This window comes from Streptomyces sp. NPDC001781 (genome assembly GCF_053596035.1).
In genome coordinates this window covers 13,439-38,088 of sequence record NZ_JBSFFI010000040.1, presented here as the reverse complement: position 1 = coordinate 38,088, position 24,650 = coordinate 13,439, and the positions used below count along the sequence as shown (strand labels likewise).

Sequence of the window (24,650 nt, the reverse complement as noted above, 5' to 3'; positions counted from 1 at the left end):
CGCTATCCGGCCGGGGCGACGAGCCGGTAGCCGACCCCGCGCACGGTCTCGATCAGCGCGGGCATGCGCAGCTTGGCGCGGAGCGACGCCACATGCACCTCCAGCGTGCGCCCGGTCCCTTCCCAACTGGTGCGCCACACCTCGCTGATGATCTGCTCCCGCCGGAACACCACACCGGGCCGCTGAGCGAGCAGCGCGAGCAGGTCGAACTCCTTGCGGGTCAGCGCCACGCCGGCCCCGGCGACGCTGACCTGCCGGGTGGGCAGTTCGATGCGCACCGTGCCGAGCAGCAGGGCGCCGTCGTCGCTGCTCACGGCGTCCTCGGGGACGGTGCGGCGGCTCACCGCGTGGATGCGGGCGAGGAGTTCGCCGGTGTCGTACGGCTTCACCACGTAGTCGTCGGCGCCGAGATTGAGCCCGTGGATGCGGGAGCGGATGTCGGAGCGGGCGGTGACCATGATGACCGGAGTGCCGGTGCGCTTGCGGATCTTGCCGCAGACCTCGTAGCCGTCCTGGTCGGGCAGGCCGAGGTCGAGCAGGATCACGCCGAAGCCGGGGCCCTCGGGGACGAGTGCCTGGAGCGCCTCCTCGCCGCTGCGGGCGTGGGTGACGTCGAAGCCGTGCCGGGCGAGGACCGCGGAGAGAGCCGCGGCGACGTGGTTGTCGTCCTCGACGAGCAGCAGTCTCATCCCAGCCCCCTTCAGTTCGGTCCTCGTACGGTCCGGGTTCTTCTCGGACGCGTACCGATGGTGCGCGCGTGTGTGCACCATGCAGTGACGCCGATGAAGGATGACGCCGTCAAGAGCGTTCCGGTTGCCCGGGCCTTCCGTTATCCGGCCGATACGCGCACAGAACGCGAGCACCACGACACGTGTCCGATTGCTATCGGATCGTGATGCTCAGATTCACCTCAGATGTAATGACGCCGGTGCGGGGTCGTCACTACTGTCCACCGAAACCGAGGAGGACGGAGCCCGAAAGCGATGACCGAAGTAGCGGTGGCCAAGGAAGACGTGGCCGCGTCCGACGACCTGGTCGTCCTGAAGAGTGTCAACAAGCACTTCGGCGCGTTGCACGTGCTCCAGGAGATCGACCTGACGATCGGCCGCGGGGAGGTCGTCGTCGTCATCGGACCGTCCGGGTCCGGCAAGTCGACCCTGTGCCGCACCATCAACCGGCTGGAGACGATCGACTCCGGCAGCATCACCATCGACGGCAAGCCGCTGCCCCAGGAGGGCAAGGCGCTGGCCCGGCTGCGGGCGGACGTCGGGATGGTGTTCCAGTCCTTCAACCTCTTCGCGCACAAGACCGTGCTCGAGAACGTGATGCTGGGCCAGCTCAAGGTCCGCAAGACGGACAAGAAGAAGGCGGAGGAGCAGGCACGCGCCCTGCTCGACCGGGTCGGCGTCGGCAGCCAGGCCGACAAGTACCCGGCGCAGTTGTCCGGCGGCCAGCAGCAGCGCGTGGCCATCGCGCGGGCGCTGGCGATGGGCCCGAAGGTGATGCTCTTCGACGAGCCCACGTCGGCCCTGGACCCCGAGATGATCAATGAAGTCCTCGAGGTCATGCAGCAGTTGGCCCGCGAGGGCATGACGATGGTCGTCGTCACCCACGAGATGGGCTTCGCCCGCTCGGCCGCCAACCGCGTGGTCTTCATGGCGGACGGCCGCATCATCGAGCAGGCCGCCCCCGAGCAGTTCTTCAGCAATCCGCGCAGCGACCGGGCCAAGGACTTCCTGTCCAAGATCCTGCACCACTGAGCCGCGGACCGGGTCCGCGCGCCGACCGTGCCGTCCCGGCCGTCCGGAACTCCGGGCGGCCCGGGGCCGGCCGCTCGGCGGCCCGTGTGCCCGCGCTCCCTCTCACGTCCGCTCCGTCACGCATCACGCAAAGGATGTCCACCATGAAGCTCCGCAAGGTCACCGCCGCTTCCGCCGTCGTGCTCGCCCTCGCTGTGTCCGTCACCGCGTGCGGCGGCGACAAGAACGACGACGCCTCGGGCGGCAAGAAGATCAAGGTCGGCATCAAGTTCGACCAGCCGGGTCTCGGTCTGAAGGAGCCGGACGGCTCGTTCTCCGGCTTCGACGTGGACGTCGCCACCTACGTCGCCAAGCAGCTCGGCTACCAGCCGAACCAGATCGAGTGGGTCGAGACCAAGAGCGCCGACCGCGAGAACGCCCTCCAGCGCGGCGACGTCAAGTTCATCGCGGCCACCTACTCCATCACGGACGAGCGCAAGCAGAAGGTGGACTTCGCCGGCCCGTACCTGCTGGCGCACCAGGACCTGCTGGTGAAGAAGGGCTCCAACATCACCAAGGGCACGGACCTCAACGGCAAGAAGCTGTGTTCCGTGACCGGTTCGACCTCGGCGCAGAACGTCCAGAAGACGATCGCCCCCAAGGCCAACCTGCGTGAACTCTCCGGCTACTCGGAGTGCGTCGCCGGCCTGCAGAGCGGCGCCGTGGACGCACTGACCACGGACGACTCGATCCTCGCGGGCCTCGCCTCGCAGGACAAGTACAAGGGCCAGTTCCAGCTCGCGGGTCTGAAGCTGAGCAACGAGAACTACGGCATCGGTGTCAAGAAGGGTGACACCGCGACCGTAGACAAGATCAACAAGGCGCTGGAGAAGATGGTCTCCGACAAGTCGTGGGACAAGGCCGTCGAGAAGAACTTCGGCCCGGCCGGCTACAAGAACGAGGCCGCCCCGAAGATCGGCGACATCGTCAAGTAGCCCCGGCACCACGACGCGAGGACCTGGCGGGCACCGCACGGTCCACGGCCCGCGCCGCCGTCCACCGCTTCCCGGACGGCGGCGCGCCCCGACCACCCCGTAGGCCACACACCCGGAAGCGCGGGAGAACGTGTTCGACTTTCTTGAAGGCTACGACGTCCTGGGAGCGTTCTGGACGACGGTGCAGCTCACCGTCTTCTCCGGCGTCGGCTCCCTCGTCTGGGCCATCCTGCTGGCCGGCATGCGGGTCAGCCCTGTCCCGCTGATGCGCGGGTTCGGCACCGCCTACGTCAACATCGTGCGGAACATCCCGCTGACGATCATCATCCTGTTCACCTCGCTCGGCCTCGCCGACATCTTCGGCGTCACCATGGGCGCCGAGGACTTCAAGATCCAGGGCTTCCGGCTCGCGGTCCTCGGACTGATCGCCTACACGGCGGCGTTCGTGTGCGAGGCGATCCGCTCCGGCATCAACACGGTGCCGCTGGGGCAGGCCGAGGCGGCCCGTGCCATCGGGCTGAGCTTCTCCCAGACGCTGCGGCTGATCGTGCTGCCGCAGGCGTTCCGCGCGGTCATCGGCCCCCTGGCCAACGTCCTGATCGCCCTGACCAAGAACACCACGGTGGCGGCCGCCATCGGCGTGGCCGAAGCCGCCACCCTGATGAAGGAGATGATCGAGAACGAGGCCCAGACCGTGGCCATCGGCACGGTCTTCGCCCTCGGCTTCGTGGTACTGACCCTGCCGACCGGCCTCCTCCTGGGCTGGCTCGGCAAGCGACTGGCGGTGAAGCGATGAGTTCCGTCCTCTATGACACACCCGGCCCCCGCGCGCGGGCGCGCAACGTCGTCCTCTCGGTCGTCTTCTTCGTCCTGCTCGCGCTGGTGCTGTGGTGGGCCGTGATGAAGCTGGACGACAAGGGCCAGCTGGCGTGGGCACTGTGGAAGCCCTTCACCACCGGTGAGGCGTGGACCACCTATCTGCTGCCCGGCCTCGGCAACACCCTGAAGGCTGCCGCGCTGTCCATGGTCATCGCCCTGCCTCTGGGCGCTGTGTTCGGCATAGCCCGGATGTCCGACCACCGCTGGGTGCGCGTACCGGCGGGCGTGGTCGTGGAGTTCTTCCGCGCCATCCCTGTACTGCTGCTGATGCTGTTCGCCGGCGAGTTCTACGTCCTTTCCACCGACATCCCCAGTGACTCCCGGCCGCTGTACGCCGTCGTCACCGGTCTGGTGCTCTACAACGCCTCGGTGCTCGCCGAGGTCGTCCGGGCGGGCATCCTGTCGCTGCCGAAGGGACAGACGGAGGCGGCGTACGCCATCGGTCTGCGCAAGGGCCAGACGATGGCGGGCATCCTGCTGCCGCAGGCCGTCACCGCGATGCTCCCGGCCATCGTCAGCCAGCTCGTGGTGATCGTGAAGGACACGGCGCTCGGCGGTGTGATGCTCCAGTTCACCGACCTGCTCAACGCCCGCAGCACCCTGGCGGCCAACTACGCCAACGTCATCCAGAGCTTCGCCGTCGTGGCGGTCATCTACATCGTGCTGAACTTCCTGCTCACCTCCTTCGCCTCCTGGCTGGAGGGCCGGCTGCGCCGCAGCACCCGCGGCACGGGCGCGGTGCTCGGGGCCGGCACGGTCGAGGACCTCAACGCGGGTGACGCCAGCGGTGCGGTGTCCGTCTGACACCTGCTCAGGTGAGCCCCTGGGGGCCGGGGTGGCGTGCGAGCGCCGTCCCGGCCCCCATTGCGGTCCCGGGCTCCGTGCCCGATCCTGATGAGGTGATCGCCACGGGCCCTGGTCACTTGACGCATACTCTGCCAATGGGTTGCATACATTCTGTGATCGTGCACCCCGCTTCACCTTCCTGTTCACGCGTGTTCGTCGAGGCATCGTCATGGGCAGGGGGCGCCACACCGTGGACCCGGTGATCATCGTCGGAGCGGGGCCCGTCGGGCTCACGCTCGCCTTGGCGCTGGCCCGTCAGGAGGTGCCGTCCGTCGTGCTCGACGAGACCGGCGGCAAGGACGAGCCCCGGCCCGCCCGCACCGTCGTGCTGCGCGAGGACACCACGGCCCTGCTGGAACGGCTGACCGCGGTCCGGGCCGGTGAACTGGGGCTGCGCTGGACCGGCTGGCGGTCGCAGCGACGCAGGCAGGTGGTGGGCGAGACCTCTTTCGCGGTCGGCGACCCCGCGCCGTTCCACGTCGAGCAGCATGTCCTCACCACCGCCCTGCGCGCGGCCGCCGACGCGGAACCGCTGGTGGAGGTCGCCTCGGACAGCCGTCTCGACTCCCTCGAACAGGAGCGCTCCGGCGTCACCGCGCACACCCGCGGCCCGCGGGGCACCTGGTGGCGGGGCGGTTTCCTCATCGGCTGCGACGGCCCCCGCTCCACGGTCCGCAAGCTGCTGGACATCCGCTTCCCCGGCCGGACGGCGGTGGAGCGGCACGCGGTCGCCACGCTGCGCGTCGAACTCCCCTGGGAGGGAGCCGCGTTGCTGCACCGGATGCCGCCGTGGCGGTCGTCCGGCCATCCCTCCACGGAGGTCGGCGCCCGGCCGCTGCCGGACAGCACCTGGCGCCTGGACTGGCTGCTGCCGGCCGGCCGGGACCTGATCACGCCCGAATTCCTGGTGAGCAACGTCCGCAAGACACTCGCCGGCTGGACCGGCGGCACGGTCCCGGCCTACGACCTCCTGGACACCGGTGTGTACGCGGTCCACCACCGACTGGCCCGCCGCTGGCGCTCGGGGCGGGTGTTCCTCGCCGGGGACGCCGCCCATCTGCTGGGCGCGCTCGGCACGCAGGGCCTCGACGAGGGGCTGCGGGACGCGGACAACCTCGCCTGGAAGCTGGCCGTCGCCTGGCATCACGGCGGGCACGAGCCGCTGCTGGACAGCTATCAGGCAGAGCGGCGCGCGGTGGTCGCCGCCCGGCTGCGGGCCGCCGACCAACTGCTCCCGGTGCTGCGCGGCACCGGCGGACTGCGCGGCTACGTGCCCGGCGCGGCCCGCAACCAGGACACGCTGATGACGGATGGTCACCTGGGGCGCGGGGCGCTCGGCGAACCGGGGGCGTACGCCGGCTCGCCGCTCGCGCCCCGCTACCTGGAGGGCGAGATCCCGGTGGACACCGGGCCGGGCGCGCCCGTCGCCGATGTACGGGTCACCGCGGAGGACGGTTCCTTCGTGCGGCTGCGCGACCGGCTGGGCCGGGGAGCGCTGCTCGTCGTGCTGATCGCGCCGGGTACGGGGGTGTGGGAGCGCAAGCACTGGATGTCCGCCGGGGTCATGCCCCGGCTGGCGGCCGCGGTGACCGCGCTGCCGCACCGGGCTGAGCTGCTGGTCGCGGAGAGCTATCCGGGAGCCCCGGCGCACAGCGTGCTCCTGATCCGCCCGGACGGCCATCTGGTCACCGCGCTCAGCGGAGTACGGCCCGCCGATCTGTACGCGGCGGCGGAGGCCGCGCTCGGTGGCGCGGCGCCGCTGGAGGACGCGCTGAAGGAAGAGGCGGAGGCCGGCTCGGGGGCGCGCTGACCTCGGGCGCGGCCCGAGCTGTCCACATGATGACGACCGATTGACCGCAGTGCGGCGGCATGCTGTACTCCGGATCGTGACCGACACCCGTGTATGCCTGTGGCGGAGAGTCCATATGGACCTGCTCCGCTACGCGGGCTGCGTGTGTCGCCCGTCCTGCTGAATTCGCATCCCCCTTGTCCGGGCGCCCTCGCGCGTCCGTTCGGCGAACCCTCTTCAGGACGGTGCACGTGTCTGTCTCCCCTCTCACCTCCCCCGCCCCCGCCTCGGCTCCCAGCCAGGCCGCGCTGCTCGACTTCGTCCGGCGCACGGCCGCCGACACGGAACTGATCGCCTCCCTCCCACTCGACCCCGAGGGCCGCACCTGGCTCAGGCTGGAGGGGCCGGGCGGCAGCGAGGCATGGCTGATCGGCTGGCCGCCCGGCACCGGCACCGGCTGGCACGACCACGCCGACTCGGTCGGCGCCTTCCACACCGCCTCAGGGGAGCTGTACGAGAACTCGCTCGCCGCCCGGTTGCCCACGGATGGCTGGCGGACCCTCGAACTCACCGAGGACGTCGACCGCGGACGCCGTCTCGGCGCCGGTCAGGGACGCGCGTTCGGCCGGCACCATGTGCACGAGGTGTTCAACAGCTCCTCCGACCGGCACGCCGTCTCGGTGCACGCCTACTACCCGCCTCTGCCACGCATCCGCCGCTACAGTCGAACCGGCCAGGTGCTCCGGCTGGAGCAGGTCGAGCGGCCGGAGGACTGGCAGTGAGCGGCGGCGAGGAGCTGCGCCCGGTGGGGATCGACGAGCTGCTGGAGCGGGTCCGTTCCGGTTACCGGCGCATCGAGCCGCGAGCGGCCCACGAGGAAGCCCGCGACGGCGAGGCCCTGCTGGTCGACATCCGGTACGCGGCGCTGCGCGACCGGGACGGGCTGATCCCCGGCGCCCTGGTGATCGAGCGCAACGAGCTGGAGTGGCGGCTCGATCCGCAGGGCAGCCACCGGGTGCCGGAGGCCACCGGGCACGATCTGCGAGTCGTGGTCATCTGCAACGAGGGCTACGCGTCCAGCCTGGCGGCCGCTTCCCTGCACCAGCTCGGGCTCCGTCGCGCGACCGACCTCGTGGGCGGTTTCCAGGCGTGGCGCGCGGCCGGGCTGCCGGTGAAGCCCGCGGCCTGAGGACCGCTTCCGCTCGGGGTTCGGCGCTCGGAGCGTACCTTCTCGGCGCTTCTCAGAAACCGTCCTCCGCCAGGAACCCGGTGTCCTCGCCCTCTTCCTCGAGCGCTTGGCGGACGACGCGGAGGGCCACGCCCTCGGGGTACCCCTTGCGGGCGAGCATCCCGGCGAGGCGACGGAGCCGTTTGTCCCGGTCGAGCCCCCGGGTGGCACGGAGCTTGCGCTCGACCAGCTCGCGGGCGGTCTCCTCCTCCTGCTCGGAGTCGAGCCGGCCCACGGCCTCGTCGATCAGTGCCGGGTCGACGCCCTTGGTGCGCAGTTCCCGGGCGAGAGCGCGACGGGCCAGCCCCCGGCCGTGGTGCCGTGACTCCACCCAGGCGTCAGCGAAGGCACTGTCGTCGATGAGTCCGACCTCCTCGAACCGCGACAGCACTTCCTCCGCCGCCTCGTCCGGGATCTCACGTTTACGCAAGGCGTCCGCGAGCTGCTTCCGGGTGCGCGGGGTTCCGGTGAGCAGGCGCAGGCAGATGTTCCGTGCCTTCTCGACGGGGTCCGCTTCCGTGGAGGACACCCCTTGCCCGGCCCTCGACGAGCGCGGGGTGTCCTCGTCCGTGCCGGCCGGCTCCCCGAAGCCGCGCCGTCGACGGCCACGCCGCGAGGAGCCGCCCCCGTGGGACTCCTCCGAGCGCGTGCCGTCCCAGCCGGACCGGCGTGACGCCGGGTGGCTTTCCTCGAGTCCGTCCGCGTCCTCACCGGGCGCGGCCGTGGCCGGGTCACGTCCGATGCCCCTCCCCCGTGGAGCACCGGACGCGGAGTGGTCGTACTCGGCCCAGTCGGTTCGTCGCGTCACGGGTCAGCTCTTGGCTGCGGCGGCCTTGGGCTTGGTGGCCTTGGCCGGGGCGGGGGCCGCCTTGGCGTCCGTGGCCTTGGCGTCGGCGCCCGGGGCGGTGACCGCGGCGGCGTCCGTGCCCGGCTCGGCGGCGGGCTTCTCGGGACGCACTCCGACTCCCAGCTTCTCCTTGATCTTCTTCTCGATCTCGTTGGCGAGGTCGGGGTTGTCCTTGAGGAAGTTCCGGGCGTTCTCCTTGCCCTGGCCGAGCTGGTCGCCCTCGTACGTGTACCAGGCACCGGCCTTGCGGACGAAGCCGTGCTCCACGCCCATGTCGATCAGACCGCCCTCGCGGCTGATGCCCTGGCCGTAGAGGATGTCGAACTCGGCCTGCTTGAACGGGGGGGCGACCTTGTTCTTGACGACCTTGCAGCGGGTGCGGTTGCCGACCGCGTCCGTGCCGTCCTTGAGGGTCTCGATGCGGCGGATGTCGATACGCACCGAGGCGTAGAACTTCAGCGCGCGGCCACCGGTCGTGGTCTCCGGCGAGCCGAACATGACGCCGATCTTCTCGCGGAGCTGGTTGATGAAGATCGCGGTCGTCTTGGACTGGTTGAGCGCGCTGGTGATCTTCCGCAGGGCCTGGCTCATCAGGCGGGCCTGCAGACCCACGTGGCTGTCGCCCATCTCGCCCTCGATCTCCGCGCGCGGGACGAGCGCGGCGACGGAGTCGATGACGATGAGGTCGAGCGCGCCGGAGCGGACCAGCATGTCCACGATCTCCAGGGCCTGCTCGCCGTTGTCCGGCTGGGAGAGGATCAGGTTGTCGATGTCGACGCCGAGCTTCTTCGCGTACTCGGGGTCGAGGGCGTGCTCCGCGTCGACGAAGGCGACCTGGCCGCCGGCCTTCTGCGCGTTGGCCACGGCGTGCAGGGTGAGGGTCGTCTTACCGGAGGACTCCGGGCCGTAGATCTCCACGACTCGGCCGCGCGGCAGACCACCGACGCCGAGAGCCACGTCGAGGGCGGTCGAGCCGGTGGGGATGACCTCGATGGGCTCCATCGACCGCTCGCCCATGCGCATCACTGCGCCCTTGCCGAATTGTCGTTCAATCTGTGCGAGCGCGGCGTCGAGCGCCTTCTCGCGGTCGGTTCCTGCCATGGGTTCCACCCGGTTTGCTTGAGTCGATCGCTTCACGTCAAAGACGCTAACGCCTGCCACTGACAACGCGCCCCGACGCCGGTCCGGCCTGTGGACAAGTGGGGTACATCCCTACCCGAACCGTACGTAAATCCCTGCCGTCAGCCTCGCCTGAACCTTCATGAGAATGGATGTTCGATTTTCGTGTCAAGCACGTCGGGTTCCCGGCGGGTCAGACGCGATCGAGTACTCGGCCCGGCCGTACGCGACCCCGCCGGAGCCGCACGTCAGCCGACTGCACCGGGCGGACTCATGCCCCCGGACACAGGCCACGGCGGCAATCCCGCCGCCAGAGGCAGGGCGTCCGGCAGTCAGGGCTTCGCGGCGGGTGCCGACATGAGGATTCGCGGGCTTCGCTACGGGCGTGGCCGCTGCGGGGCTCACCGGCCGCGAGTTCCCTGCCTGCAGGTGGTCCGTGAACTCGCTTGACGGACGGCGGACAGGGCAGCCACGTCCAGGCCCTCACCCGCGCCGATCAACATCGAGGACCCGATCAGCGCGACCGGTCGCGCTGTCGCCGCCCACGCCAGTCCGGCGGCACCCCCCCTGATCAGCGCTCTCGAAGAAGACGGCCCTTCTCCCGCGTCGCCGTACGCGCGGAGAACGGCTGCCACCTTTGGCCCCGAGGGCTGTCCCGTGATCCCCGGTGGATCAGCGCGCGGCGGCGGATGCGGTGCGTCGCAAGGCGGAGCGTCGTCCTCGCACCGGGCGTAGGCGGGCGATCCGGCAACGCGGCGAGGCGCCGTGGCCGTCGTCGCGCGCCCCCCGGGGGTCACGGGACAGCCCTTAGCCCTCCGAGTCCGGCTCCGGGGCCCGCGGGCGTCCCAGGCGGAGGCGGAGGAAGGTGTCCGGGCGGCCCTGTCGGCGCACTCGGTGGCCGTGCACGCGCGGGTCGTCCGTGACCGTGTACCGCTTCACGTACGCCCCGAGGAACGCCTGCAGCGTGGCCACCGCCGGAATGGCGATCAGGGCGCCCACCGCGCCGAGCAGGGCGGTGCCCACGATGACGGAGCCGAAGGCGACGGCCGGGTGGATGTCGACGGTCTTGGACGTCAGCTTGGGCTGCAGCATGTAGTTCTCGAACTGCTGGTAGACCACGACGAAGACCAGCACCCAGACCGCGTACCAGGGCGCCACGGTGAACGCGATCAGCATCGGCAGCGCGCCCGCGAGGTAGGTGCCGATGGTCGGTATGAACTGCGAGACCAGGCCGACCCATACGCCGAGCACGGGCGCGTACGGCACGCCGAGGGCCTGGAACAGGATGTAGTGCGCGACGCCGGAGATGAGCGCCATCAGGCCGCGCGAGTAGATGTACCCGCCGGTCTTGTCGACGGCGATCTCCCAGGCGCGCAGCACCTCGGCCTGCCGCGCGGGCGGCAGCACCGAGCACAGGGCGCGGCGCAGCCGGGGTCCGTCGGCGGCGAAGTAGAACGAGAAAAGGCCGACGGTGAGGATCTGGAAGAGACCGCCGAGCACCTGCGCGGACACGTCGAGGACGCCGGCCGCGCTGTTCTGCGCGTACTTGCGCAGCCAGTCGGAGTGGAGCAGGCCCTCCTGGACGTCGACCCGGCGGAGCTCCAGGTGGAAGGTCTGGTTGACCCAGTTGATGACCGAGTCCAGGTACTCGGGGAACCCCTCGATCATCTTGATGATCTGGCCGGCGAGCATCGAGCCGAGCAGGGTGAAGAAACCCGCGGTGACGACGGCCAGGGCGAGGAACACCAGGAAGGTGGCGAGCCCCCGGCGCATTCCGCGCGCGGACATGCGGCTGACGGCGGGCTCGATGGCGAGCGCCAGGAAGAACGCGATCAGGATGTCGAGGAGAAGTCCGGTCAGCTCGTGGAAGGCCCAGCTCCCCAGCTGGAAGAGGGCGACCAGCGTGAGCGCCAGCACCATGGCGCGCGGCAGCCAGCGCGGCATCCGGGCACCGGCGAGCGCACCGGCCGCGGGCTCGCGCGGCGGCGTGCCGGCGGCGGAGACCTCCGCCCCGGCCGGGGGCGCCGTCTGCGGGTCGGTCGGCTCGATGTCGTCGATGCGTGCCACGGGCCAAGTCTCGCCCACGCCACCGACAGCGCGGGCCGTATGAGGGCCCAGGTGACCTACTCGCCATGTGGCCGTCAACACACCCGTCGTACCGTCCGCCGACCGGGGCACCGGCGATCCGCGTATTTCCTCCCCGCCTTTCGGCCGATGTCGCCCGGTGCCGGGCGACGACCGCGGTTCAGCGCCTGTCCCCCGGCACGTCCATCACCGTGCACACCACGCGCCACACGTCCTTGGCGTCCCAGCCGGCGTCCAGTGCCTGGTGCACCGTCCGTCCGCCCAGCTCGGACATGATGTGATCGCGCGCGAAGGAGTCGGCGTACCCCGCACCGAAGTGCTCCGCCATCCGCTGCCAGAAGACCGTCAACCGCATGCGTCAAGTATCCCGCCTCGGGGGGCGGCGGTGTCCGGGACCGTTCTCGGCGGGCTGCGGGGCTCTACGGTCTGGTCCATGGCCGAATCAGGTGGTCCCTCGCTCCCCTCCGCGCGCCCGGCGCACACACCGCTCCTCCGTGCGGAGCGTTTCGTCTGGCTGACCGCGCGTGTACTGGAGCAGCGGCTCTTCGAGCACCGCTTCCTGAACGGTGGCACAGACCCGGTGGAGCGGGCCCTGGACGCCTATCGCAACGAGGACGGCGGTTACGGCCACGCCCTTGAACCCGATGTGCGCGGCCCGGTGAGCCAGCCGCTGCACACCGCCCGCGCGCTGCGGGTACTGGACGCGATCGGCCGGTGCGGCGGGCAGCGGGTGGAGCGGGTGTGCCGTTATCTGACCTCGGTGTCCACCGCAGACGGCGCCCTGCCCGCGGTCTGTCCGAGCCAGCGCGGCTATCCGGTGGCCCCCTTCGTGCCGGTGGTGGACGACCCGCCGAGCGAGCTGCTGGCGACGGGTCCGGTGGTGGGACTGCTGCACCGCAACGAGGTCTGGCACGCGTGGCTGTTCCGGGCCACCGACTTCTGCTGGCGGGTCGTGGACGCCCTGGAGACGTCGCATCCGTACGAGGTCGAGGCGGCCGTGGCCTTCCTGGACGCCGTTCCCGACCGCGCCCGCGCGGAGGCGGCCGCCGACCGCCTCGGGCGCCTGGTACGCGAGCGGCGGCTCGTGGCGCTGGAGGCGGAGCGCCTCGACGCGCACCCCGTTTCCGCCGGCCACGCGCCCGGCGAGCACCACTTCCCGCACGACTTCGCGCGCACCCCCGAGTCACTCGCGCGCGCGTGGTTCACGGACGAGGAGATGGCGCGTTCGCTGGACTTCCTCGCCGCCGGGCAGGAGGAGGACGGCGGCTGGCCGGTCCGCCGACGGCCCTGGGCACCCGCTCCGGCGCTGGAGGCACGCGCGGACGGGACGATCGAGGCGCTGCGCACCCTGCGGGCGTACGGCCGCTACGTCGGCTGAACCTGCGCTCAGCCGGGTCAGGGGGCGCCCATCGGTGGTCACCACCACGGCCACCGCGACGACCACTCGGCGCCCTGGTGGTGGAAGACCTCGACGCCGTCCGTGACGGCCGCGATCACGAAGTCCTCGTCGGTGTGGCGGACGAAGGTCTCGCGGATGCAGCGGGAGCGGGCAGGCCGACGCCGGGCGGTTCCGCGTACAGCCGGTGCCGTGCCCGCTCGCCTGAACCCGCCGTACGCCCGTCGCCGGCCACCGCTGCCGGCCACGGCACGCCCCGATCCGTCCCGTTCGCGGAGGTCAGCACGATTGTCAGTGGGCAGGTGCAGGATGGATTCATGGTCAGTTCCGCCCACCCGGCCCTCGAAGGCTTCTCCCCCGCGACCCGCGAATGGTTCACGGGGGCGTTCCACGCGCCCACCGGGGCCCAGGCGGGTGCCTGGAAGGCCATCGAGGAGGGGGCGGACGCGCTGGTGGTGGCGCCGACCGGCTCCGGCAAGACGCTGGCCGCCTTCCTCGCCGCCCTGGACCAGCTGGCCTCCACCCCGCCCCCGGCCGACCCGAAGAAGCGCTGCCGGGTGCTGTACGTGTCCCCGCTGAAGGCGCTCGCGGTGGACGTGGAGCGCAATCTGCGCAGCCCGCTGACCGGCATCCGCCAGGAATCCGTGCGCCTCGGCCTGCCGGAGCCCGAGGTCAGGGTGGGCATCCGCTCCGGCGACACCCCGCCCGCAGAGCGACGCGCGCTGGTCACCCGTCCGCCGGACATCCTCATCACCACCCCCGAGTCGCTGTTCCTGATGCTGACCTCGTCCGCGCGGGACGCGCTCACCGGCATCGAGACCGTGATCCTGGACGAGGTGCACGCGGTCGCGGGCACCAAGCGCGGCGCGCACCTCGCGCTGTCCCTGGAGCGGCTGGACGAGCTGCTGCCCGGGCCCGCGCGCCGGATCGGCCTGTCGGCGACGGTGCGGCCGGTCGACGAGGTGGCCCGCTATCTCTCGCCCCGGCGCAAGGTGGAGATCGTCCAGCCCGAGTCGGGCAAGGAGTTCGACCTGTCGGTGGTCGTGCCCGTCGAGGACATGGGCGAGCTGGGCGGCTCCCCCGCGGCCGACGGCGACGACAAGGCGGAGAAGCCGTCGATCTGGCCGCACGTCGAGGAGAGGATCGCCGACCTGGTCCAGTCGCACCGCTCGACCATCGTGTTCGCCAACTCCCGCCGCCTGGCGGAACGGCTGTGCAACCGGCTCAACGAGATCGCCTACGAGCGCGCCACCGGGGAGAAGCTGGAGGAGGACCACTCCCCGGCCGAGCTGATGGGCGGATCGGGCGCGGCCCAGGCCGCGCCGCAGGTGATCGCCCGCGCGCACCACGGCTCGGTCTCCAAGGAGCAGCGCGCCCTGGTCGAGGAGGACCTGAAGGCCGGGCGGCTGCCGGCCGTGGTGGCCACCTCCAGCCTGGAGCTGGGCATCGACATGGGCGCCGTCGACCTGGTCGTCCAGGTCGAGTCCCCGCCCTCGGTCGCCTCCGGTCTCCAGCGCGTGGGCCGTGCCGGGCACCAGGTGGGCGCCGTGTCGACCGGCGTGGTCTTCCCCAAGTACCGGGGCGACCTGGTGCAGGCGGCCGTGGTCACCGAGAGGATGCGCTCGGGCGGCATCGAGTCGCTGCGGGTGCCGTCCAACCCGCTGGACGTGCTGGCCCAGCAGCTCGTCGCCATGACGGCGCTGGACACCTGGCAGTTCGACGACCTGCTGGCCACCGTGCGACGCGCGGCTCCCTTCGCCTCGCTCCCCGAGTCAGCGTTCACGGCCACCTTGGACATGCTCGCGGGCCGCTACCCGTCGGACGCGTTCGCGGAACTGCGCCCTCGCGTGGTGTGGGACCGCGTGGCGGGCACCATCAGCGGGAGGCCCGGCGCCCAGCGGCTCGCCGTCACCTCCGGTGGCACCATCCCCGACCGGGGCCTGTTCGGCGTGTTCCTCGCCGGTTCCGACCCGAAGAAGGGCGGCGGCCGGGTCGGCGAGCTGGACGAGGAGATGGTGTACGAGTCCCGCGTGGGCGACGTCTTCACGCTGGGCACGAGTTCCTGGCGCATCGAGGACATCACCCGCGACCGGGTCCTGGTCTCCCCCGCGCCCGGGGTGCCGGGCCGGCTGCCGTTCTGGAAGGGCGACCAGCTCGGCCGCCCGCTCGAACTGGGGCGCGCGCTGGGCGCGTTCCTGCGCGAGGTCGGCGCGCTGTCCGAGGAGGCCGCCCGGCTGCGCCTGCTCACCGCGGGCCTGGACGCGTGGGCGGCGGACAACGTCCTGTCCTACCTCGCCGAGCAGCGGGAGGCGTGCGGGCACATCCCCGACGACCGCACCATCGTCGTGGAACGCTTCCGGGACGAGCTGGGCGACTGGCGCGTCGTGATCCACTCCCCCTTCGGCGCCCAGGTGCACGCTCCCTGGGCGCTCGCGCTGGGCGCCCGCCTCTCCGAGCGCTACGGCATGGACGCACAGGTCATGCACGCCGACGACGGCATCGTGCTGCGCCTGCCCGACGCCGACCTGATGGGCCTGGACCTACTGGACGGGAGCCCGGGCACGGGCGGCACGGAGTACGACGGCGAGCAGGCCCCGGTCGGCGCGGCGGACGTCGCCTTCGACAAGGGCGAGGTCGACCAGGTCGTCACCGACCAGGTCGGCGGCTCGGCCCTGTTCGCCTCCCGCTTCCGGGAGTGCGCCGCCCGCGCGCTGCTGCTGCCGCGCCGCAGCCCGGGCAAGCGCACCCCGCTGTGGCAGCAGCGCCAGCGTGCGGCGCAACTGCTCGAGGTGGCGAGCGAGTTCGGGTCCTTCCCGATCGTCCTGGAGGCCATCCGCGAGTGCCTCCAGGACGTGTTCGACGTGCCCGGCCTGGTCGAGCTGATGGGCGACATCGAGTCCCGCAAGGTCAGCCTGGTGGAGGTCACGACCCCCGAACCCTCCCCGTTCGCCCGCTCCCTGCTGTTCGGCTACGTCGCCCAGTTCCTCTACGAAGGCGACTCCCCGCTCGCCGAGCGCCGCGCCGCAGCTCTCTCCCTGGACTCGCGGCTGCTGGCCGAGTTGCTGGGACAGGCGGAGCTGCGGGAACTGCTGGACGCCGAGGTGCTGACCGAGCTGGAGCGCGAACTCCAGTGGCTCACCGAGGACCGCCGCGCCAAGGACCCGGAGAGCGTCGCGGATCTACTCAGGCTGCTGGGCCCGCTGACCGAAGCCGAGCTGGCCGAACGGGGCGCCGAGCCGGAGTGGGCGCGTGAACTGGCCGCCGCCCGGCGGGTCATCAAGGTGCGCGTCGCCGGTGCGGACCACTGGGCGGCCGTCGAGGACGCGGGGCGCCTGCGCGACGCGCTGGGCACGGCGCTGCCGGTCGGTGTCCCCGAGGCGTTCACCGAGCCGGTGAAGGACCCGCTCGGCGACCTCCTCGCGCGCTACGCCCGTACACACGGCCCCTTCACCTCGGCTGCCGCCGCCGCGCGTTTCGGTCTGGGCGTCGCGGTGACCGAGGGCGCCCTCCAGCGGCTGGCCGGCGGCGGCCGGGTCGTGCAGGGCGAGTTCCATCCGGCGGGCATCGGCCAGGAGTGGTGCGACGCCGCGGTGCTGCGCCGGCTGCGCCGCCGTTCGCTGGCCGCGCTGCGGCACGAACTGGAGCCGGTGCCGCCCGCCGCGCTGGCTCAGTTCCTTCCGCAGTGGCAGCACATCGGCAAGGGCCACTCGCTGCGCGGCACCGACGGGCTGGTGCGCGCGATCGAGCAGCTGCAGGGCGCCTCGGTACCCGCGTCCGCGCTGGAGAAGCTGGTCCTGCCCTCCCGCGTGGCGGACTACAAGCCGTCGATGCTGGACGAACTCACCGCGGCGGGCGAGGTCGTCTGGGCCGGGGCAGGCTCCCTGCCCGGCAAGGACGGCTGGGTCTCCCTCTACCTCGCGGACACCGCCCCCTTGCTGCTGCCACCCCCGCACCCCCTGGAGCTGGGTCCGCTCCACCAGTCGATCCTGGACACGCTCGCGGGCGGATACGGCCTGTTCTTCCGTCAGATCGCCGACCAGGTGCGCGCCACCACGCACCCCGAGGCGAGCGACGCCCACCTGGCCGACGCCTTGTGGGACCTCGCCTGGTCGGGCCGGCTCACCAACGACACCCTGGCGCCGATGCGCGCGCTGCTGGGCTCGGGCCGTACGGCGGGTTTCACGGCACACCGGGCCAAACGCAATGTCCCGCGCGGACGTTACGGCTCCCTGACCGCAGCCGCCCGCGCCGCCTCCCGGTCCGGCCCGCCGACCGTGGGCGGGCGCTGGTCGCTGCTGCCCGTGCCCGAGCCGGACGCCACCGTGCGCGCCCACGCGCGCGCCCGTGCCCTGCTGGACCGGCACGGTGTCGTGACACGGGGCGCCGTGGGCGCGGAGGGAGTCGAGGGCGGCTTCTCGGCGGTGTACCGGGTGCTGTCCGTCTTCGAGGAGAGCGGTCAGGCCCGGCGCGGCTATGTGGTCGAAGGGCTGGGTGCCGCCCAGTTCGCCATGGACGGCGCCGTGGACCGTCTCCGCGCGGTGTCCAACGCACGCGACCGGGGCGAGCGCGCCGTACCCACCCCGGCCCCGGCGGGCGACGGCGCCCTCCCGCCCTTCCCCGGTGACGTCCATGCCGCGTCCGACGCCGTCGACCCGTCCTCCGGCGGCTTCGGCCACCCGAGCCTCGACGGCGACCTCGCCTGGCCGCCCGAGGGCGGGGACGACGGCGGTCTCCCGCGCCCCTTCGGCCCGGCGGCCATCGCCGACCCGTACGCCTCCCCGGGCCAGGGCGGCCCACGCGGCGGCCCGCGCCACGGCGGCTCCCCCGCGAACCGGGGACACGGTTCCCGCGGGCGGGACACAGCCCCCGACTCCAAGGCGGTGGTCCTCGCCGCCGTCGACCCCGCCAACGCGTACGGCGCCGCCTTGCCCTGGCCCGAACCGCCGACCGGCGCCGGGCACAAGCCGGGCCGCAAGGCGGGCTCGCTGGTCGTCCTGGCGGAGGGCGAGCTGATCCTCTACATGGAGCGCGGCGGCAAGACCCTGCTGGCCTGGCCCACCGAGCCGGACTCCGCGGCGGCCGACGACCCGCGGCTGCGCGCGGCCGCGGAGGCCCTGGCGGCCGCCGCCCGCGCGGGCTCCCTCGGCACGGTCACCGTGGAGCGGATCAACGGCGCCGCGGCCCTGACCTCGGCCCTGGGCCCCCTGCTGGAGGGCGCCGGCTTCGTGGCCACCCCACGCGGCCTGCGCCTGCGCGCCTGAGCCCGGCGGCCGGAGAAGGCGCCCGCGCCGTGGCACCCTGGATGCATGCCCGAAGGTGACACGGTGTGGCAGACCGCCAAGCGGCTGCACGACGCGCTCGCGGGCAGGGTGCTGACCCTCAGCGACTTCCGGGTGCCGCAGTACGCGACGGTCGACCTGACCGGCCGCACCGTGCTGAACACCGCCCCGCGCGGCAAGCACCTGCTGACCCGCTTCGAGGGCGGCCTCACCCTGCACACGCATCTGCGGATGGAGGGCGCCTGGAAGGTGTACCGCCCCGGCCAGCCCTGGCGGGGCGGCGCAGGACACCAGATCCGGATCGTCCTGGGCGCCGGCGACCGCGTGGCCGTGGGATACCGCCTCTCGGTGCTGGAGCTGCTGCGCACCGAGGACGAGGAGAGCGTGGTGGGCCATCTGGGGCCCGACCTCCTCGGCCACGACTGGGACCCGACGCTCGCCCTCGCCAACCTGTACGCCGACCCGGACCGCGCCCTCGGCGAGGCCCTGCTCGACCAGCGCAATCTCGCCGGGATCGGCAACGTCTACAAGAGCGAGCTGTGCTTCCTGCTCGGCGTGACCCCCTGGCTCCCCGTGGGCTCACTCCCCGAGGGCCGCGCCGCCCAGCTCCCCGGCGTCGCCCAGCGCCTGCTGGAGGTCAACCGGGCCCGCCCGGTCCGCCGGACCACCGGCCTGCCCCGCAACGACCTCTACGTCTACGGCCGCGCCTCCCGCCCCTGCCTGCGCTGCCGCACCCGCGTACGCGTGGCCGACCAGGGGGACGGCGTCCAGGACCGACCCACCTACTGGTGTCCCACCTGCCAGAGCGGCCCGAGCCCCGCACCCGGCGCCGCACAGCGCTGGCGGGAGCGCTACCCTCGCCCCGCGCGCTGACCGAAGCCGCGAACATCAACGCGAGTCCCCGTCACTCCCGGAGCAGCCACGCTCACCCCGCCCCTGCCTCACCCGAACGAGTGACCTCGGCACTCGTCTCCGCGACCGGTTCCTCCCCCGTGGTCCGCCATGCCTCCCGCCAGCGCCCCGTCCGCACCGCCCCCTCGGCCCGGTCCTTGGCGACACAGTGCACCGGCAGCACCCCAAGCCCCCACCCCCCGAGCACCACGGACCCCTCCAGCGCTCCCGCGCCGTCGCCGAGGGTGAGCCGCAGCACCGCCCACCACCACACCGCGCCGAACCCCAGTCCTGCCCCCCAGCGCACTATTCGCCCGTCCATGGACACGCCACCTCCAGCCGGAGAAGCTAGAACACCGCCTGCCACCTGCGGAAGGCGCACCGAAGGGCTCACCGGAGCAGCACCGGGCGGACGCCCGGGGAAGACCGGCCCGAAAGCCCGCCGCCGCTAAGCGCTCTCGGCCTGGAACATCCAGTGGTGCTTCTCGAGGTCACCCGTGGTCTGGATGAACATGTCCTGGGTGACCGGGTCGGCGTCACCGGTGGCGTGCACCCGCTCCCGCATCCGCCCGATGACCGCGCCGAGGGCGGCGACCATGCCGGCGACCGCGTCCGTGTCCTTGATCCAGCCGGCCGGCGGAACCTCGATGCCGGTGCCGGAGGCGACCGTGGCCGCGCGTCCGTCCGGCGGGACGCCGAGCGCCGAGGAGCGTTCGGCCACCAGGTCGGAGGCGGTGCGCGCGGAGAGGACCACCTCGTCGAGCTGGAGGTGGATGGACCGGAAACGTGGCCCGACCACGTTCCAGTGGATCTGCTTGGCGACCAGCGACAGGTCGACCAGGTCCACGAGCGCCCCCTGGAGGGCTTCGGTGACGGTTTTCAGGGCGGCCTCGGGGAGGGAACTCTTCACCGCGTACATCCGCTGTCCTCGGGTCCTAGGGGGCTTCGGGTCCCTCCCACCATGACCGGGTGATCCGGACCGGGCAAACGCAGCAAATATCCGCAGACCACTTGACTCGCACATGCGAAAGCCCCGGCCGCGTCTCACCCGGAAGATCCAGGGAGGCCCGGCCGGGGCTCACACGTATCGGGCGCTAGGCCGCGTGCGCGCAGGTCACGCGGCGACCACGTCCACCGCTTCGGCGGGTGCCTTGATGGTCACCCGTTCCGGCGGCACACCGGTCACCGACACGGAACCCAGCATCGGCCGGACCGGTGCGGGTACGCCGTCGGTGGCGGCGGCGGACTGGGCCAGCTCGGCGAGCGCGAGTTCGTCACTCACCTCACGCATGAGTTCCGACATCCGTACGTCCAGCGCGTCGCAGATCGCGGAGAGCAGCTCGGAGGAAGCCTCCTTCTGCCCCCGCTCCACCTCGGAGAGATAGCCGAGTGAGACCCGGGCAGACGAGGAGACTTCGCGCAGAGTACGGCCCTGGCGCTGGCGCTGCCGACGCAGCACGTCACCCAGCAGGCGACGGAGCAGAATCATCGGTGGCTCCCTCCTCGGACCGCGTAGCCGCATCCTTCTCGCCCCACCGTACCGCCTCGCGCCGCGGCCGTGCGGGGAGCGATGTCGTGTTCACTCAGGGCTGCAAACATCAAAACCCCCCGTTCCGTTCCGTATCCTGTGCCCGCTCATTTCCGGTCTGTTCGCCCACAAGCTCCGCTACAAGCAGTGCGAGTACGCTCCGTACACTCTCCATACGAATTTCCGTACGGCCGCCGTTCAACCGCAGGGCCTCCACTTTTCCGCCGGAGGCGGAAGCCGGGCCCTTCCGGAGGGGTCCGTCGACGGCCACGTACACCGTGCCGACCGGCTGCCCGTCCTGGGGGTCGGGGCCCGCCACCCCGGTGGTGGCGATGCCCCAGTCGGCACCGAGGGACTCCCGCACGCCGGCCGCCATCTGAGCTGCGACCTGCGGATTCACCGCGCCGGATCGTTCCAGCAGACCGGCGTCGACTCCGAGGAGCCGGTGCTTCAGCTCGGTGGCGTAGGCGGTGACCGAACCCCGGAACACCCGGGAGGCGCCGGGGACCGAGGTGATCTCCGCGGCGACCAGGCCACCGGTCAGCGACTCGGCGACGGCGAGCGTCTCGCCGTTCACCGTGAGTAGCCGCACCAGCTCGGTGGCCGTGGAGTTCACGCTTCCCGCTCTTCCAACGCCGCCGCCCGCTCCTCGATTCCCCGGCGGCGCAGCACCATCGCCTGCCGCACGTAGTCGAGGCCGGTAACCACCGTCAGGACGACCGCGGCCGCCATTACCCAGAACCGCAGGGTGGCCAGCCAGCCGGTGAGCGCGAGCACGTACATGCCGACCGCGACGCCCTGGGTGAGCGTCTTCAGCTTGCCGCCCCGGCTGGCCGGGATGACGCCGTACCGGATGACGACGAAACGCAGCAGGGTGATGCCGAGTTCCCGGCCCAGGATGACCACCGTCACCCACCAGGGCAGGTCGCCCAGGGAGGACAGGCAGATCAGCGCGGCGCCCATGATCGCCTTGTCCGCTATCGGATCGGCGATCTTCCCGAAGTCGGTGACCAGGTTGTAGGTGCGCGCCAGATGCCCGTCGAACAGGTCGGTGATCATGGCGACGGCGAAGGCCGCCCAGGCGAAGGAGCGCCAGGCCGGGTCGTAGCCGCCGTCCGCCAGCAGCAGCGCCACGAAGCCCGGCACCAGGAGCAGCCGGAGCATGGTGAGCAGATTGGCGACGTTCCAGACGCTGGCCTGGTTGACCGCCGCGACGGCCAGCTTGCCGGCACGGGGGTGCCGCGCTTCCATCGCGGCGGCCGGGTCGGAGACCTCCGGAGCACCGTCGACGGCCTGGCCGGTCGCGCCGCGCGCGCCGGAGGGGCCGCCCGAGGCGGATGCCGGGACTCCGGTCATCTGGCCGCCTCCTCGCTGCACGCCGACGAGCCCGGGAGCGGCTCGGCCACCAGGTCGACCCCCTCGGTGCCGACCACCTTCGCCTCGACCATACGTCCCACGGCGAGACCCTCGCCGCTCGTGAGCAGCACCTGGCCGTCGGTCTCCGGGGCCTGGTGCGCGGCGCGGCCGTACACCCCGTCCTCGCCGTCGACGGACTCCACCAGGACGCGCACGGTTTCCCCGAGGCGCTCCTCGGCGCGCTGCGAGACGAGTTCCTCGGCGAGCCGGGAGATGTGGGCGAGGCGCTCGGCGACCACGTCCTCGTCCAGCTTGGTGTCGTAGGTGGCCGCCTCCGTGCCCTCCTCGTCGGAGTAGCCGAAGACACCGATGGCGTCCAGGCGGGCGCCGGTCAGGAAGCGCTCCAGCTCGGCCAGGTCGCCCTCGGACTCGCCGGGGAAGCCGACGATGAAGTTGGAGCGGACGCCGGCCTCGGGGGCCTTGTTGCGGATGGTGTCCAGCAGCTCCAGGAAGCGGTCGGTGTCACCGAAGCGGCGCATGGCGCGCAGCACGTTCGGCGCGGAGTGCTGGAAGGACAGGTCGAAGTAGGGCACGACCTTCGGGGTGGAGGTCAGCACGTCGATCAGGCCGGGGCGCATCTCGGCCGGCTGGAGGTAGCTGACGCGGACCCGCTCGATGCCGTCGACCTCGGCCAGCTCGGGCAGCAGGGACTCCAGCAGGCGGATGTCGCCCAGGTCCTTGCCGTAGGAGGTGTTGTTCTCGGAGACCAGCATGACCTCCTTCACACCCTGCTCGGCCAGCCAGCGAGTCTCGTTGAGGACGTCGCTGGGGCGGCGGGAGATGAAGGAGCCGCGGAAGGACGGGATGGCGCAGAAGGAGCAGCGCCGGTCGCAGCCGGAGGCGAGCTTGACCGAGGCGACCGGGGAGCCGCCCAGGCGGCGGCGCAGGGGCGCGCGCGGGCCGGAGGCGGGCGCGAGGCCGTCCGGGAGGTCGGCCGGGCCGTGGCCGGGCAGGGCGACGGCAGCCGCGGACTCCTGGCGCTCGGCCGGGCTGATCGGCAGCAGCTTGCGGCGGTCGCGCGGGGTGTGGGCGGCGTGCACGCCGCCGGACAGGATGGTCTGGAGGCGGTCGGAGATGTCGGCGTAGTCGTCGAAGCCGAGCACGCCGTCGGCCTCGGGCAGCGCCTGGGCCAGCTCCTTGCCGTACCGCTCGGCCATGCAGCCCACCGCCACGACGGCCTGGGTTCTGCCGTGGTCCTTGAGGTCGTTGGCCTCCAGGAGTGCGTCGACCGAGTCCTTCTTGGCGGCTTCGACGAACCCACAGGTGTTGACCACGGCGACATCGGCGTCCGCGGCGTCCTCGACGAGCTGCCAGCCGTCCGCCTCCAAACGGCCTGCGAGCTCCTCCGAGTCCACCTCGTTACGGGCGCAGCCGAGAGTGACTAGTGCGACGGTACGGCGTTCAGGCATGGGCTCAAGACTACTTTGTCTGTCCCGCACCCCATGTCGACGGGGTTGGCCGTTGCCGGACAACCCCGTCGACCCCGTCACGGTCTGCTCGCTCCATGTGCCCGGAAGGCGTCACCCGACCTCGGGATCGCCCTTGGTGTACGTGAGCCGCTCCACGGCACCGGGCCGGAAGTCGTCGTCGATCTTCTTGCCGTTGACGTACAGCTCGATCGCCCCGGCGTCACCGAGAATCAGGTTGATCTTGGTGCTGTCCTGGAAGGTCTTGGACTCGCCCTGGTTGAGCAGTCCGTCGAACAGCATGCGGCCGTTGTGGTCCTTCGCGGAGATCCAGCTGCGCCCGCCCGGCGCGGTGACCCGGACGGTCACCTTGTCCTGGGGGGCGGCCGCGATGGCGCTGTCGGACGGGTCGGACTTCGGCGTGGCGGACTGCCCCGTCTTCGGGGTGGGCGCCGCCGACCCGCCGGCGGTCGGCGAGGCCTTGCCCTCCACGGCCTGGGTGTCCGTGTCGCCGCCGGTCTGGGACTTGACGGCGGTGAAGCCGACGAAGCCGATGACGACGACGATGGCCGCGACCATGGCCGCGGTCCAGTTGGGGCCCCGGCGCTCGGGGCGGATGCGTTCCGCCTCGAACAGGGGGGCCGCGGGGGTGGGCGCGGGCCGGCCGCCGTGCTCGGCGTCGAACCGGGCGATGAGCGGGACAGGGTCGAGGTGGACCGCCTTGGCCAGGTTGCGGATGTGGCCGCGCGCGTACACGTCGCCGCCGCAGGAGGAGAAGTCGTCCTCCTCGATGGCGTGCACGATCGCGAGGCGGATGCGGGTGGCGTCGCTGACGTCACCCGGGCTCAGCCCGGCCGCGACGCGGGCCTGGCGCAGGGCGGTGCCGACGGAAGGACCGTCGGGCAGGGGGGCGTCGGTGAGCGGGGGCTCGTCTTCGGGGGGATTGCTGCCGATGGACACGGGGGCGCCTTTCGAGCGGGTGAGCCACCTGTGCTGAGCGTTCAGTCTAGGCGGGGTACGAAAGGGTGGGGCAAGCAGGCGAACGGACTTGTACGCCATCGGAATGGCCGGTCAGCCCGACGGCGGACGGGAGCGGGAGGCCCGGGCCGGTACCCACGCCCCTGCTCTCGCTCAACTTGACGTACTGCGAAGGGAAACGGTTGCCCGCCGATGTCTAACGGGTGGATCACGGTGGTGCCGCCACCCG

At 71.9% G+C, this 24,650-nt stretch carries 23 protein-coding genes and 1 pseudogene; 11 read left to right on the top strand and 13 right to left on the bottom strand.

Features of this window, described 5'->3' with window-relative positions:
- Positions 1-2: 2 nt before the first annotated feature.
- The gene (locus ACWCV3_RS26695; protein WP_451229138.1) at positions 3-689 is read right to left on the bottom strand and encodes a response regulator transcription factor; all 687 of its coding nucleotides are present in this window, start codon (positions 687-689) and stop codon (positions 3-5) included.
- 294 nt (positions 690-983) lie between these two features.
- Here ACWCV3_RS26695 and ACWCV3_RS26690 point away from each other — a divergent pair, with 294 nt between their 5' ends.
- From ACWCV3_RS26690 to ACWCV3_RS26655, 8 genes are all read left to right on the top strand, one after another.
- Positions 984-1,760, top strand: a complete 777-nt coding sequence (locus tag ACWCV3_RS26690) for an amino acid ABC transporter ATP-binding protein (protein ID WP_086693898.1) — start codon at positions 984-986, stop codon at positions 1,758-1,760.
- 143 nt (positions 1,761-1,903) lie between these two features.
- Positions 1,904-2,734 carry a glutamate ABC transporter substrate-binding protein gene (locus ACWCV3_RS26685; RefSeq protein ID WP_451229135.1) on the top strand — a complete coding sequence of 277 codons (831 nt, stop codon included), beginning with the start codon at positions 1,904-1,906 and terminating at the stop codon, positions 2,732-2,734.
- A gap of 130 nt (positions 2,735-2,864) precedes the next feature.
- Complete coding sequence (locus ACWCV3_RS26680; protein WP_451229133.1) at positions 2,865-3,530, top strand: amino acid ABC transporter permease; 666 nt, start codon at positions 2,865-2,867, stop codon at positions 3,528-3,530.
- Entirely contained in the window at positions 3,527-4,417 is an 891-nt protein-coding gene (locus tag ACWCV3_RS26675) for an amino acid ABC transporter permease (protein WP_451229131.1), read from the top strand. The genes ACWCV3_RS26680 and ACWCV3_RS26675 overlap by 4 nt, the downstream gene beginning before the upstream one ends.
- Positions 4,418-4,649: 232 nt before the next feature.
- Positions 4,650-6,269: an FAD-dependent monooxygenase gene (locus ACWCV3_RS26670; protein WP_451229171.1), complete on the top strand. Its 1,620-nt coding sequence runs from the start codon at positions 4,650-4,652 to the stop codon at positions 6,267-6,269.
- A gap of 115 nt (positions 6,270-6,384) precedes the next feature.
- Entirely contained in the window at positions 6,385-6,432 is a 48-nt protein-coding gene (locus ACWCV3_RS26665; RefSeq protein ID WP_311314449.1) for a hypothetical protein, read from the top strand.
- Between the two features lie 67 nt (positions 6,433-6,499).
- Positions 6,500-7,030, top strand: coding sequence for a cysteine dioxygenase (locus ACWCV3_RS26660; RefSeq protein ID WP_451229129.1), 531 nt, complete (start codon positions 6,500-6,502; stop codon positions 7,028-7,030).
- Entirely contained in the window at positions 7,027-7,437 is a 411-nt protein-coding gene (locus tag ACWCV3_RS26655) for a rhodanese-like domain-containing protein (protein WP_451229127.1), read from the top strand. Before ACWCV3_RS26660 ends, ACWCV3_RS26655 begins: the two co-directional genes overlap by 4 nt.
- A 52-nt stretch (positions 7,438-7,489) precedes the next feature.
- Here the strand turns inward: ACWCV3_RS26655 and recX are convergent, their stop codons facing one another.
- The 4 genes from recX to ACWCV3_RS26635 all read right to left on the bottom strand — a co-directional run bounded on the left by recX (position 7,490) and on the right by ACWCV3_RS26635 (position 11,882).
- The gene (gene recX / locus ACWCV3_RS26650; protein ID WP_451229125.1) at positions 7,490-8,284 is read right to left on the bottom strand and encodes a recombination regulator RecX; all 795 of its coding nucleotides are present in this window, start codon (positions 8,282-8,284) and stop codon (positions 7,490-7,492) included.
- 3 nt (positions 8,285-8,287) lie between these two features.
- The gene (gene recA / locus ACWCV3_RS26645; protein ID WP_086693892.1) at positions 8,288-9,424 is read right to left on the bottom strand and encodes a recombinase RecA; all 1,137 of its coding nucleotides are present in this window, start codon (positions 9,422-9,424) and stop codon (positions 8,288-8,290) included.
- A gap of 825 nt (positions 9,425-10,249) precedes the next feature.
- A complete protein-coding gene (locus ACWCV3_RS26640; protein WP_451229122.1) occupies positions 10,250-11,509 on the bottom strand; it encodes an AI-2E family transporter in 1,260 nt (419 codons plus the stop codon).
- Positions 11,510-11,687: 178 nt separating this feature from the next.
- Positions 11,688-11,882 carry a DUF3046 domain-containing protein gene (locus ACWCV3_RS26635; RefSeq protein ID WP_355194580.1) on the bottom strand — a complete coding sequence of 65 codons (195 nt, stop codon included), beginning with the start codon at positions 11,880-11,882 and terminating at the stop codon, positions 11,688-11,690.
- Positions 11,883-11,960: 78 nt separating this feature from the next.
- On the opposite strand from ACWCV3_RS26635, the gene ACWCV3_RS26630 reads away from it, so the two are divergent.
- On the top strand, positions 11,961-12,905 hold the full coding sequence (locus ACWCV3_RS26630; RefSeq protein ID WP_451229119.1) for a hypothetical protein: 945 nt from the start codon (positions 11,961-11,963) through the stop codon (positions 12,903-12,905).
- Positions 12,906-12,970: 65 nt separating this feature from the next.
- On the opposite strand, the pseudogene ACWCV3_RS26625 reads toward ACWCV3_RS26630, so the two are convergent.
- A pseudogene (locus tag ACWCV3_RS26625) lies at positions 12,971-13,158 on the bottom strand (AraC family transcriptional regulator); the annotation flags it as partial.
- Between the two features lie 82 nt (positions 13,159-13,240).
- Between ACWCV3_RS26625 and ACWCV3_RS26620 the strand changes: the two are divergent.
- The gene (locus tag ACWCV3_RS26620; RefSeq protein ID WP_451229116.1) at positions 13,241-18,184 is read left to right on the top strand and encodes an ATP-dependent helicase; all 4,944 of its coding nucleotides are present in this window, start codon (positions 13,241-13,243) and stop codon (positions 18,182-18,184) included.
- A 45-nt stretch (positions 18,185-18,229) separates the two neighbouring features.
- Positions 18,230-19,075, top strand: a complete 846-nt coding sequence (locus ACWCV3_RS26615) for a DNA-formamidopyrimidine glycosylase family protein (RefSeq protein ID WP_451229113.1) — start codon at positions 18,230-18,232, stop codon at positions 19,073-19,075.
- Positions 19,076-19,127: 52 nt separating this feature from the next.
- Here the strand turns inward: ACWCV3_RS26615 and ACWCV3_RS26610 are convergent, their stop codons facing one another.
- From ACWCV3_RS26610 to ACWCV3_RS26580, 7 genes are all read right to left on the bottom strand, one after another.
- Positions 19,128-19,415, bottom strand: a complete 288-nt coding sequence (locus tag ACWCV3_RS26610; protein WP_451229110.1) for a hypothetical protein — start codon at positions 19,413-19,415, stop codon at positions 19,128-19,130.
- Between the two features lie 126 nt (positions 19,416-19,541).
- Positions 19,542-20,012 (bottom strand): Dps family protein, encoded by a 471-nt coding sequence (locus ACWCV3_RS26605; RefSeq protein ID WP_451229107.1) that lies wholly within the window; start codon positions 20,010-20,012, stop codon positions 19,542-19,544.
- Positions 20,013-20,207: 195 nt separating this feature from the next.
- Positions 20,208-20,582, bottom strand: coding sequence for a helix-turn-helix domain-containing protein (locus tag ACWCV3_RS26600; RefSeq protein ID WP_086696108.1), 375 nt, complete (start codon positions 20,580-20,582; stop codon positions 20,208-20,210).
- A gap of 109 nt (positions 20,583-20,691) precedes the next feature.
- Positions 20,692-21,237: a CinA family protein gene (locus ACWCV3_RS26595; protein WP_451229104.1), complete on the bottom strand. Its 546-nt coding sequence runs from the start codon at positions 21,235-21,237 to the stop codon at positions 20,692-20,694.
- Positions 21,234-21,977 carry a CDP-diacylglycerol--glycerol-3-phosphate 3-phosphatidyltransferase gene (gene pgsA / locus ACWCV3_RS26590; protein WP_451229101.1) on the bottom strand — a complete coding sequence of 248 codons (744 nt, stop codon included), beginning with the start codon at positions 21,975-21,977 and terminating at the stop codon, positions 21,234-21,236. Before pgsA ends, ACWCV3_RS26595 begins: the two co-directional genes overlap by 4 nt.
- A complete protein-coding gene (rimO, locus tag ACWCV3_RS26585) occupies positions 21,974-23,446 on the bottom strand; it encodes a 30S ribosomal protein S12 methylthiotransferase RimO (protein ID WP_451229099.1) in 1,473 nt (490 codons plus the stop codon). The genes pgsA and rimO overlap by 4 nt, the downstream gene beginning before the upstream one ends.
- A gap of 111 nt (positions 23,447-23,557) precedes the next feature.
- Positions 23,558-24,403 (bottom strand): helix-turn-helix domain-containing protein, encoded by an 846-nt coding sequence (locus ACWCV3_RS26580; protein WP_451229096.1) that lies wholly within the window; start codon positions 24,401-24,403, stop codon positions 23,558-23,560.
- Positions 24,404-24,650: the final 247 nt, after the last annotated feature.